This is a genomic window from Subtercola boreus, from assembly GCF_006716115.1.
Lineage (GTDB): Bacteria > Actinomycetota > Actinomycetes > Actinomycetales > Microbacteriaceae > Subtercola > Subtercola boreus.
In genome coordinates, this window is record NZ_VFOO01000001.1 from 3,091,228 (window position 1) to 3,102,436 (window position 11,209).

The 11,209-nt window shown below is 71.4% G+C and carries 8 protein-coding genes; all 8 read left to right on the forward strand.

Annotated elements, in window-relative coordinates:
• The first annotated feature begins 21 nt into the window (after positions 1-21).
• From FB464_RS14370 to FB464_RS14405, 8 genes are read left to right on the forward strand one after another with little or no spacing between them, the layout of a single operon-like run.
• The gene (locus FB464_RS14370) at positions 22-1,005 is read left to right on the forward strand and encodes an AAA family ATPase (protein ID WP_116413246.1); all 984 of its coding nucleotides are present in this window, start codon (positions 22-24) and stop codon (positions 1,003-1,005) included.
• 59 nt (positions 1,006-1,064) lie between these two features.
• Positions 1,065-2,552, forward strand: a complete 1,488-nt coding sequence (locus FB464_RS14375; protein WP_116413245.1) for a DUF58 domain-containing protein — start codon at positions 1,065-1,067, stop codon at positions 2,550-2,552.
• Positions 2,552-4,972: a transglutaminase-like domain-containing protein gene (locus FB464_RS14380; RefSeq protein WP_116413244.1), complete on the forward strand. Its 2,421-nt coding sequence runs from the start codon at positions 2,552-2,554 to the stop codon at positions 4,970-4,972. The genes FB464_RS14375 and FB464_RS14380 overlap by 1 nt, the downstream gene beginning before the upstream one ends.
• The gene (locus FB464_RS14385; protein ID WP_142206726.1) at positions 4,969-6,387 is read left to right on the forward strand and encodes an RDD family protein; all 1,419 of its coding nucleotides are present in this window, start codon (positions 4,969-4,971) and stop codon (positions 6,385-6,387) included. Before FB464_RS14380 ends, FB464_RS14385 begins: the two co-directional genes overlap by 4 nt.
• Positions 6,384-7,250, forward strand: a complete 867-nt coding sequence (locus tag FB464_RS14390; protein ID WP_116413242.1) for a PP2C family protein-serine/threonine phosphatase — start codon at positions 6,384-6,386, stop codon at positions 7,248-7,250. The genes FB464_RS14385 and FB464_RS14390 overlap by 4 nt, the downstream gene beginning before the upstream one ends.
• Position 7,251: 1 nt before the next feature.
• Positions 7,252-8,796, forward strand: a complete 1,545-nt coding sequence (locus FB464_RS14395; RefSeq protein ID WP_170151823.1) for an FHA domain-containing protein — start codon at positions 7,252-7,254, stop codon at positions 8,794-8,796.
• Complete coding sequence (locus tag FB464_RS14400) at positions 8,793-10,409, forward strand: serine/threonine-protein kinase (RefSeq protein ID WP_116413240.1); 1,617 nt, start codon at positions 8,793-8,795, stop codon at positions 10,407-10,409. The genes FB464_RS14395 and FB464_RS14400 overlap by 4 nt, the downstream gene beginning before the upstream one ends.
• Positions 10,406-11,206: an FHA domain-containing protein gene (locus tag FB464_RS14405; RefSeq protein WP_246093074.1), complete on the forward strand. Its 801-nt coding sequence runs from the start codon at positions 10,406-10,408 to the stop codon at positions 11,204-11,206. Before FB464_RS14400 ends, FB464_RS14405 begins: the two co-directional genes overlap by 4 nt.
• The last annotated feature ends 3 nt before the right edge of the window (positions 11,207-11,209 follow it).

Here is an 11,209-nt window from a genome sequence, read left to right on the forward strand (position 1 = left end):
CCCGGGTCAGGAGAAGAAGACATGAGCATGACCACCGAGCAGGCGACCTGGTTCGCCGGAACGTTCGACCGACTCGTCGGCAACGTCGGGCAGGCCGTCCTCGGCAAGCAGGGCGTCATCCGGCTCACGATCATGGCCATGATCGCCGAGGGGCACGTGCTGCTCGAAGATGCTCCCGGCACCGGCAAGACCTCGCTTGCGCGGGCGATCGCGGCCACCGTGCAGGGCACGCACCAGCGCATCCAGTTCACTCCCGACCTTCTTCCGTCGGATGTCACGGGCGTCACGATCTACGACCAGAACAGCCACGCGTTCGAGTTCCACAAGGGCCCCGTGTTCGCCTCGATCGTGCTCGCCGACGAGATCAACCGTGCGTCGCCGAAGACGCAGTCGGCGCTGCTAGAAGTCATGGAGGAGTCGCGGGTGACCGTCGACGGCGTGGGGCACAGCGTCGGCCGGCCGTTCCTCGTGATCGCGACGCAGAACCCCATCGAACAGGCCGGCACCTACCGGCTGCCCGAGGCGCAGCTCGACCGCTTCCTGATCAAGACGTCGATCGGCTACCCCGACCTGGCGTCGGCGGAGCAGATTCTGGCCGGCGCGTCGATCCGCGACTCATCGGCGGCGCTCACACCGATCATCACGACGAGCGCCGTGGCGGACATGGCCGACCTCGCCGCGACGGTGCACGTGGACAGCGCGATCCTGCGGTACACGGCTCAGCTCGCCGAGGCGACGCGGGATGCCCCCGAGAGCCGGGTCGGCGTGTCGGTGCGAGGAGCGATGGCCCTGATCAGGGCCGCGAAGGTGTGGGCCGCGGCCCAGGGCCGGCACTTCGTGCTGCCCGACGACATCAAAGAACTCGCGCCGCACGTCTGGACGCACCGCTTCGTGCTCGACCCCGAGGCCGAGTTCGCGGGCACGACCGCCGCGCAGGTGCTCGCGCGGGTGCTTGCCGACGTGGCGGCACCGCAGGCGCGGCAGCCGGCCGCGGCCGGCGTCTGACGCGCCGCCCGCCGCGCGGCCCCCGCTCCTCCCTCCTCCCGACGAAACAGGCCCCCCCGATGACCGCACCCGAACCGCAGAGCGCCGCCGGCGCGCCCGCGGCCTCCGGCGCGCCCGGCACGGGTGCAACCGGTCCCGGGCAGAACACAACCGGCGTCCCCAGGCGAAACCGCCGCGCTATTCGCGCCGGAGCGGAGCAGGGTCGCCCATTCGTCGATTCCGCCGCCGTGGGTCGGTCGGGGGAGGGCCGTGGCCTGCGCGCCGCCGCGGGTCGAGCGGGCGCCCGGGCGGGGCGCGCCACGCGGATCGTCGGCGACCGCGTCGGCCGGCCGGCGCTGCGGGCGGCGCAGCCGGCCTGGCGCGCCACCTCACGCGCCGTCTGGCCCGTGCTCTCCCCCGTACTCACCGTCGTCTCGCCGTTCGGCTGGGTCGTGCTCGCCTCAGGGCTCGCCGCCCTCATCGCGGGCACGGTGTTCGGCTGGCAGGAGCTCCTCGTCATCGCCTTCGCCTGCTTCGCCGTGCTGGTGCTCTCCGTCGCCTTCGTGGTGGGCCGCTCGGCGTACACGGTGAAGCTCAACCTCGCGACGAACCGGGTCGTCGTCGGTACCCGGGCGGTCGGCAGCATCGTGATCGGCAACTCCTCGACCCGCTCGCTGCTGCCGTCACGCATCGAGCTCCCCGTGGGAGCCGGGCTCGCCTCGTTCCACGTGCCGCGCCTCGCCCCGGGCGCCGAGCACGACGACCTGTTCGGCATCCCGACCGCCCGCCGTGCCGTGCTGAACGTGGGCCCGGTGAAGTCGGTGCGCGGCGACCCTCTGGGGCTGCTCCGTCGCGAGATCCGGTGGACCGACGCGATCGAGCTGTTCGTGCATCCGCGGACCGTGCGCCTCGAAGGGTCGTCGTCGGGATTCATCCGTGACCTCGAGGGCCAGACCACGAAAGACCTGTCGAACGACGACGTCTCGTTCCACGCGCTCCGGGAGTACGTGGCCGGGGATGACCGGCGGAACATCCACTGGAAGACGAGTGCCCGCACGGGCACCCTGATGGTGCGCCAGTTCGAGGAGACCCGCCGCTCCCACCTCGCTCTGGCCCTGTCGACGAGCCTCGCGGACTACGGCGACCCCGACGAGTTCGAGCTCGCCGTGTCGTCGTGCGGGTCGCTCGGCATCCAGGCGCTCCTCGAGGAGCGGGACGTCACCGTGATGGTGCAGTCGCAGACGCTCCACACCGAGACCGGCCGGCGCCTGCTCGACGACCTCTCCGCCGTGGAGCAACGAACGCACCGCGAGAGCATCGTGCACCTCGCCAAGACCGCCGGCGAAGCCGTGCCGAACGCCTCGGTCGCCGTTTTGCTCTTCGGCGCTTCGGTCACCCCCACCCAGATGCGGCAGGCCTCGGTGCAGTTGCCGTTCGGGGTGAGGGTCATCGCTGTGCGATGCCAGCCGGGCGCACCGGTCGGGCGACGGATGATCGGGGAACTCACCCTCCTCACGATCGGTGACCTCACCGAACTCGCCCCCGCACTCCGGCGGGTGAACGCCTGATGGCGGGCAGACGGGTGCAGGGCACCGGACGTACGACCGCGCCCCGACCGTTCTGGCGGCCCGCGCTCGACTGCGCGGCCATGCTCGCGCTCCTCGTCGCGGGGCTCGTCGGCTTCGGGCCGGCCTTCGGCGGCAGCGGCTACCTTCTGGCGGCCGGCGGCGGCCTCCTTCTCGGAAGCGCGATCGCCGTCATCGGTGCCCGGTTCCGGCTCAACCTGTTCATCCTCACCGCGCTCACCCTGGTGGCGTACCTGCTCTTCGGCTCGGCGCTGGCCACGCCGTCTGCGGCCCTCGCGGGGGTCGTTCCGACCCTCGATTCGCTCCGCCAGCTCGTGCTCGGCATCGTCTTCTCGTGGAAGGACGTGCTGACCCTCCAGACGCCGGTCGGCGGTTTTCCCGGCACGCTCGTGGTACCGCTCCTGCTCAGTCTTGTGGCCTCGGTGCTCGCGCTGAGCCTCGCGCTCCGGTTCCGACGCGGCGCAGCCTGGGCGCTCATGCCTGCAGCGGCATATTTCGTGGCTGCCATCGTCTTCGGTACCCGGGATGCCGCTCTGCCGGTCGCCCAGGGCATCGTGTTCATCGGGGTGGCCCTGCTCTGGTGGGCCGTGCGACGCGCCGAGCTGGCCTCCGATCGGCGTACGGGGGTCGATCGAGCGCCCTCCGCGGGCGGGCCGAATGCCGCTGGTGACGGGGCCGATGCCGCCCAACTCTCCGCGGCGCGCTCCCTCCGCACGTCCCGTCTGGCCGGAGGGGCCGGCCTCCTCGTCGTCGCCCTCGCGGTGGGTGCCGTTGCGGGCGGAGTCGCCGGGACTCCCGCCACCCGCGACGTGCTCCGCGACCAGATCGACCCGCCGCTCGACATCCACGACTACGCCAGCCCGCTGGTCTCGTTCCGCAAGTACGTGCGCGACGACAAGGCGAACGTGCTGTTCACCGTGCAGGGCCTTCCCGACAATGCGCGTGTGAGGCTGGCCACCCTCGACGCCTATGACGGCATCGTCTACAACGTGGCCGCCGACGGGTCGGCGGCATCCGGAGACTTCAAACGGGTCAGCGAGGAGGTGCCGGCCTCCGCTCAGACCAGCCCCGTGCCGACCACCCCCGCCACCCTCAATGTGACGGTCGGTGACCTCACGGGGCCCTGGGTTCCCGACGTCGGCGCCGTCGACAAGGTCACCTTCACGGGCGGCAGCGATCGCGCCTCGACCCTCGCGAACTCGCTGCACTACAACGCAGCGACCGGCGTCAGCCTCAGTACGGTCGGACTCGCGAAGGGCGACACCTACACGATGGATGTCGCGATCCCCGTGATTCCGGGCGATGACGTGCTCGTGACCGACTCCGTCGCCGGTGTGGCGATGCCGAAGGTCTCCGGTGTGGCCGACGCTGTCAGCTCGCTCGGCTCGAACTACGCCGGCGACGCCTCCGACCCGCTGACCCAGCTCCGGAACGTCGCCACCTCGCTCAGCCAGAACGGATTCTTCAGCCACGGGCTCGAAGGGGAGTCGCCCTCGCGGGCCGGCCACGGTGAGGAACGGCTCGCATCGATGCTCTCGGCGCCCCAGATGGTGGGCGACGACGAGCAGTACGCGGTCATGATGGCCCTGATGGCACGCGAGCTCGGGTACCCGGCCCGCGTGGTGATGGGGTTCTACCCGGAGAAGTACGCGGGAGCATCCGCGAGCCAGGAGATCACCGGTGACGATCTGCACGCGTGGGTCGAAGTCGACTTCCAGAAGGCGGGCTGGGTGACGTTCGACCCGACCCCGCCGAAGAACCAGGTTCCGACCGCCGAGGCACCGAAGCCGCGCTCCGACCCGAAGGCCCAGGTGCTCCAGCCGCCGCCCCCGCCGCAGGAGCCGGCCGAGTTGCCGCCCGACGTGCGCACCGACAACTCCGACGAGAACCAGCAGCCCCAGCAGGACGGTTTCCCGGTCTTCGTCTACTACGCGGCCGGTGGAGGGCTTTTGCTCCTGCTCGCACTGCTCGCGCCCCTCATCATCATCGGGGCCCTGAAAGTGCGTCGCCGCAATCGCCGTCGCACTGCAGAGCGTGCCGCTGACCGCCTGAGCGGCGGATGGGACGAGATCGTCGACCGCGCGGGAGACCTCGGCACTCCCGTTCCGCAGGGGGTGACCCGGCGGGAGTCCGCGAACACTCTCGCGACCGTCTATCCCACCGTCGGCATGGTGGGTGTCGCGGAACGTGCCGACAACGGCATATTCGGCCCCGGCGAACCGACACCTACCGATGTGGACGGTTTCTGGGCCGAAGTTGAGGCTATCGTCAGAGGTATGGGGAGCTCACAGAGTGGTTGGCGGCGTCTCCGCGCTCGCACCTCACTGGCCTCGTTCCGGGCCCGGCGGGCGGAACGCCGAACGGCCCGACGCGCAGCGCGAGCAGAGGAGCAGCGCCGGTGAGCGGGGGCGTCGGAACGTCGACCCCCGGAGGCAGCTTTCCCTGCACCCAGTGCGGATCCCCCGTACCCGCGAACGCACCGTTCTGCCTGGCCTGCGGCACGCCGGTGTCGTCGCGCACCCGCGCCACCGCTCTCGGGCTGGCGACGGTGCAGGCGGCTGGCGGGGCAGATGGTGCTCCGGCGGCCAGTGGGGCTGCGGCTGGTGGGGTTGCGACCGGTGGGGTGGCGGCCGGTGGGTTCGCCGCGGCTGCAGGTGACTGGCGACCGACCCCGGTCGTGCCGCCCCTCCACGCCGACACCCTCGTCGCCGCGAACTACGGCCGCCGCGTGCTCGCCTACCTCATCGACGGCGCCTTCGCAGCGGTCATCTCGAGCATTGTCGCAACCGTCGTCGCGCTGACCGGCGGATTCACGTCCGCCCGCCCGGGTTCGATCGCGATCAACGGTTGGAGCTTCGTGATCGTCGTCGCCGGCTCCCTGCTCTACCCCCTCCTCACACTGCTGATGCAGGCCTTCCTCGGCTACAGCTTCGGCAAACGGATGCTCGGCCTCCGCCTCGTGCGCTCCGACACGTTCACCACCCCCGGGCTGCTCCGGATGATCGTGCGCTCCCTCATCGTCGCGGCCGGCAGCCTCGTGCTCGGCGTCGGCCGGCTCGTGGTCTACCTCTCCGCGCTCTGGGACCCCGCCCGCCAGAACCGGGGCTGGCACGACCGGGTCGCGAAGACCTGGGTCATCGATGTCGTGCGCGGACCCGACCCGCTGCGGATCGGCACCGGCGAGATCGTCGGCACGGCCGCACTGTCGTCGAGCACCCCGCTGCAGCAGCCGAGACCCGCGACATCCATCGCACCCGAGCCTCCGGCGACGCCTGACGCACCCTCTCCCGCCTCATCCCCGACACCTGCACCAGCACCTGCACCTGCACCTGCACCTGCACCTGCACCTGCACCTGCACCTGCACCGATCATCTCGGCCGTGCCCGGATTCGGCCCACCCGCGACATCCACCGCCCCGGAGACCCTGCCCGCAGCCGACGAGCCCGACGTCGACAGCACCCGCATCGCCGCCCCGGCTCCCTCCCGCCCGGCCGGCATCGCCTTCCGGCTCGACACCGGGGAGCTCCTGCCGGTCGACCGGGCCGGCGTGCTCGGCCGTGACCCCGTCTCACCCAGCGGTGACCCCGCCGCCCTGCTGCTCCGCGTACCGGGGGACAGCGCATCCGTCTCGAAGACCCACCTCGACGTCGACCCTGCTCCGTGGATCAGCGACCGCGGTTCCACCAACGGCACCCGCCTCGTGCGCGGCACCGTCGTCACCGTGGTCGTGGCAGGGGAGCGCACCGCCCTCCGCGTGGGCGACACCGTCCGGATCGGCACCCGATCCTTCACCGTCGTGGAGGTACCCGCCCGATGACAGCTTCAGAGTCCCTCCCCCTCAGCGACCTCGGCGTGCGGGCGGGTTCGGCCACCGACATCGGCCTCCGCCGTGCCGCGAATGAAGACGCGTTCCTCGCCGAGTCCCCGGTCTTCGTCGTGGCCGACGGAATGGGCGGCCACGACGCGGGCGAGGTTGCCAGCGCGTTGGCCGTCGAGGCGTTCCGCATGCTCGTCGGAGCACCGTCCGCGAGCCCCGCGGAGGTGCGCACAGCCTTCGACAAGGCGGCGGCCGACATCGCCGCCATCCTGCCGGGAGGGCAGCGCCGCGCCGGAACCACCGTCACGGGAGTCACGGTCTCCGAGGTGGAGGGGCAGGCCTACTGGCTCGTCTTCAACCTCGGCGACTCCCGCACCTACCGGCTCGCCGGCGGCACGCTCGAGCAGATCAGCGTCGACCATTCCGTCGTGCAGGAACTTGTCGACGAGGGGGAGATCGACCGCGCGGCGGCGGCCGTGCATCCGGGGCGGAACATCATCACCCGGGCGCTGGGCGCGGGCGGCGTCTACCGGCCCGACTACTGGCTCGTGCCCGTCGAGCCGGGAGACCGACTGATGCTCTGCTCCGACGGTGTCTCCGGCGAACTCGACGACGAAGCCATTCTCGAGGTGCTCCAGCAGGAGCGGGACCCGCAGACAGCGGCAGACCGCCTGGTGCGCGAAGGCGTGCTGCGCGGGGGTCGCGACAATCTCACGGCCGTCGTCATCGATGCTTTCGATGCGACTCTGGATGCTCGGCCACAGCCCGGGCACGACGGGCCGCCCCTCGACACGCACAACCGCCACGACTCCGACGAGGACACGATCCCGCGAGCACCGCTCTCCGCCGGAAAGGCACCCTGACATGCCCCGACAGACGTATGTCCCCGGAACCTGGTTCGCCGTGGTGAGCGAGCGCGGGGTCGCGCTGCTGCCCGGCGACGTACCGGCGACTCTGGCCGAGACGGTCTGGGCGGCGCTCGACGGCGGACGTGGGCTCGGCGCGGTCCTGGAATCGCTCACCGGCGCCTTCGGCACGAGTCTCACCGCCATCCCCCCGTTCGCTGTGGCCCTCTTCACCGGCCCGGAGGTTCGTCTCGCCGTGCGCGGCCCTCTCTCGATCGTGGTGACGGAGCCCGGCAGCGCACCCCTCACGGTCTCCGGTGCCGACATCACCACGTGGAGCGAACGTGTGGCCACAGGCGCAGAGTCCCTGCAGCTCACCGCCGAAGATGCGACTCCGGATGATCGTGCCTCTGCCTCCGCGCACGACCTCCGTATCGGCAGCGGTGTCGTGCTCGCCCGCTCGCTGCGGGTCGATGTGGCCGCGACCAGCAGCGCAGCCCCCGTGGCGGCAGCGGCCGATTCCGCTCCGACGAACATCCTCGCCGTCTCTGCGGTGGAGTCGCGTGCGGTCGCAGAAGACACCCTGGCCGACACGGGGACAGTTCAGGCCGCTCCGTCGCCGGCGGAGCTCGAGCCCGTGCAGCCGACCTCCGTCGAGGAAGTTCACGAACCTCTCACCGATCCGGTCGAGGACACGCGCACGGACATTCCCGATGAGGCATACGACCATCTGTGGGGGACGACGGTGGTGAAGTCCGTCGAGTCGGCGGCGGTGCGCGACCTCGATGACGACGAGAGCGAGAGGCCCGATGCGGCGGCCGTCGCTCCACCCCGCTCTGGCGTCACTCCTGGGGAGTCCGGGGATCCGGAACCCGTTGCTGCTCCGGAGACACCCTCCGCCCCGGCCCAGACGCCCGCCGCTCCGGCGGACTGGACCGCCCCACCCGCAACCGGGCTGATCGACCGCGTGCCCGGGTTCTCGGCCGCCATCGGTGCGCCCGCTCCGGCCCCCGGCGCACAAGTTCCCGTGCCCACCCCTGCTCCCGCCCCCGACCCTGCCCCGGCTGCTGCGTCTGCCGCGTCCAGCGCGGATGTCGACCATGACGGCCTCACGATCACCGTCTCGGAGCTCGACGCACTGCGGCGCCTCGGCGGAGCCGCATCCGCATCCGGAACCGGAACCGGATCCGACCAGGAGACGGGCTCCCAGGCAGCCCCGGTCTCGCACGGCAGCATCCGCCTCTCCACCGGCGACACCGTCACCCTCGACCGCACCGTCATCGTCGGTCGCCGGCCGCGCGCGAACCGCGTCGACGCCGACCGGATGCCCGCGCTCATCACCGTGCCGAGCCCCGAGCAGGACATCTCCCGCAACCATCTGGAGGTGCGCATCGAGGGGCGGCACGTTCTCGCGGTCGACCTCGACACCACGAACGGCTCCGTGCTGCACCGCGAGGGAACGCCTCCTGAACGCCTCACACCGAGCGAGCCGGTGCTGCTGCTCGATGGTGACGTGATCGACATCGGGGACGGCGTGACGCTCGCCTTCGAAGGCCTGTCGTGAGCGCGCGCCGCCCACCGTCGCTCCCACCCGAGATCGCCGGGTTCAGCTATGTCGAGCTTCTCGGATCCGGCGGTTTCGCCGACGTCTTCCTCTACGAGCAGCGGATGCCGCGCCGCCGTGTCGCGATCAAAGTCCTCCTGCCCGAGACCCTCTCGGCGGGAGCCCGCGCCAGCTTCGACGCCGAGGCCAACCTGATGGCCCAGCTCTCCACCCATCCGTCGATCGTCACGATCTACCAGGCCGACATCTCGGCGGACGGCCGGCCGTACCTCGCCATGGAGTACTGCCCGCGGCCGAACCTCGGTGCCCGGTACCGCCGCGAGAAGATCGGCGTCGCCGAAGTACTCCGGATCGGGGTGCAGGTGGCCGGCGCCGTCGAGACCTCGCACCGGGCCGGGATCCTGCACCGGGACATCAAGCCGGCGAACATTCTCACAACGGAATACAACCGTCCTGCCCTGACCGACTTCGGAATCTCCGTCGCCCTGGTGGGTGGGGACGAGCGGGAATCCGTCGGCATGTCGATCCCGTGGTCGCCTCCCGAGGTCTTCGACCAGACCCCGACCAGCAACGCGGCGGCGGACATCTACTCCCTCGGCGCGACGGTCTACACGCTGCTCGCGGGCCGCTCGCCGTTCGAACTGCCGGGGGCGTCGAACGCCGGGCTCGACCTGATCGCGCGCATCCAGAGCGGCCGGCTCGAACCGACCGGCCGGGCCGATGTTCCCGAGTCGCTCGAGCGGGTGCTGGCGATCGCGATGAGCCGGCGGGAGACCGACCGCTACTCGTCGGCGCTGGAGTTCGCGCGGGCACTGCAGAAGGTGCAGCTCGAACTCAGCCTGTCGGTCACCCCCGCCGATGTGCTCGACGACGCGCTGCCGGCGCGCACCGAGGAAGACGAGGACGACGGGAACACCCGCATCCGCGGCATCGTCACGATCGACCCGACCGCCCCCGCGCCGACGGCACCCGCACCCGCACTGCGCGCCCCCGTGGCGCCCATGGCACCCGTTCCACCCGTGATCGTGCCACCACGGATTCCCGAGGTGTCCGCGACCGCCGACGGAGACACCGTCCGTCCGCAGCCGTCCGCAGCCACCCCGGCAGGGCCGGGCCCCGCCGCCCCGCCCGTCGAGGAGACGGTGCGCCGCGAGCAGAGGCCAGCCGGGAACGACCCGCAGCCGTCCGAGGCCCCCGCCCGTCGCTCGCGCCTGCCGCTCCTCATCGGCGGCGCGGCCGTGCTTGTCGTCGTCGTGGTTCTCGGGGTGGTGTTCGCGGTGAACTCCGGCGGCGGCAGCCCCGCAGCGCAGGTCACCTCGTCCGCTGATGCGCCGGTCGACATCCAGCCGGCCGAACGTGTTCCCGCCGTCAGCGGCATCACCGCCGAGACGTCTGCCGCAGGCGTCGTCTTCACCTGGCAGAACCCGAAGCCGGAGGCGGGCGACGTCTTCCTCTGGGGAACCGTCACCCCGGGGGCCGAACCGAAACTCGTGGCCATCACGGAGCCGACCGTCACCGTGCCCGCCGCGGCGTCGGGCCAGGTCTGCATCGAGGTGAGCATCCGGCGAACGGATGGCCGGGCCTCCGATCCCGTCACGAAGTGCCAGCCGTGACCGACCAGAATCTGCCCGGGGACGGCAACCAGGCCTCCGTCGAGTACTGCGGCGAGTGGTACCGGCTCGACCCCGCGACGGCGTTCACCGTGGGGCGCGACGCGGATCTCGACATCGACGACAACCAGTACCTGCACCGGCAATTCCTGCAGATCACCTTCAGCGACGGGCTGTGGTGGCTGAACAACGTGGGGTCGCGGCTCTCGGCGTCGATGTCTGATTCGGCCGGCGGGGTACAGGCGTGGCTCGCCCCGGGCGCGCGACTGCCGATCGTGTTCCGCCTGACGACTGTCGTGTTCACCGCCGGGCCGACCAGTTACGAGTTCGCGGTGCACACCTCGCTGCCCCCGTTCATCGACACCTCGACGACGCCCGACGGCGACGGCGCCACCACTTTCGGGGCGATCGCGTTCACCTCGACGCAGCGGCTGCTCATCCTCGCCCTGGCGGAGCCGATGCTGAAGCGCGACGGGTCGGGCACGAGCGAGATCCCGTCATCGGCGGCCGCCGCCGAGCGGCTCGGCTGGGCTCTCAGCCGGTTCAACCGCAAACTCGACAACGTCTGCGACAAACTCGCCCGCTCCGGTGTCGACGGCCTGCGGGGTGGTGTCGGCGCCCTCGCGACGAACCGCCGCGCGCGGCTGGTCGAATACGCCGTGCTCTCCCGCATCGTGACCCGCGACCAGCTTCCCCTGCTCGACCAGCCGCAGGACGCCTCCGAGAGGGCAGCACCCCGGGCATCCGTGGCCCAGCCTGCCGCTTCCCAGACCCCCACCGACCGGAACGCGAGACTGTAGACC

Coding starts and splice junctions, on each gene's coding strand:
- FB464_RS14370 (WP_116413246.1), top strand. CDS start 22: ATGAGCATGACCACCGAGCAGGCGACCTGGTTCGCCGGAACGTTCGAC.
- FB464_RS14375 (WP_116413245.1), top strand. CDS start 1,065: ATGACCGCACCCGAACCGCAGAGCGCCGCCGGCGCGCCCGCGGCCTCC.
- FB464_RS14380 (WP_116413244.1), top strand. CDS start 2,552: ATGGCGGGCAGACGGGTGCAGGGCACCGGACGTACGACCGCGCCCCGA.
- FB464_RS14390 (WP_116413242.1), top strand. CDS start 6,384: ATGACAGCTTCAGAGTCCCTCCCCCTCAGCGACCTCGGCGTGCGGGCG.
- FB464_RS14395 (WP_170151823.1), top strand. CDS start 7,252: ATGCCCCGACAGACGTATGTCCCCGGAACCTGGTTCGCCGTGGTGAGC.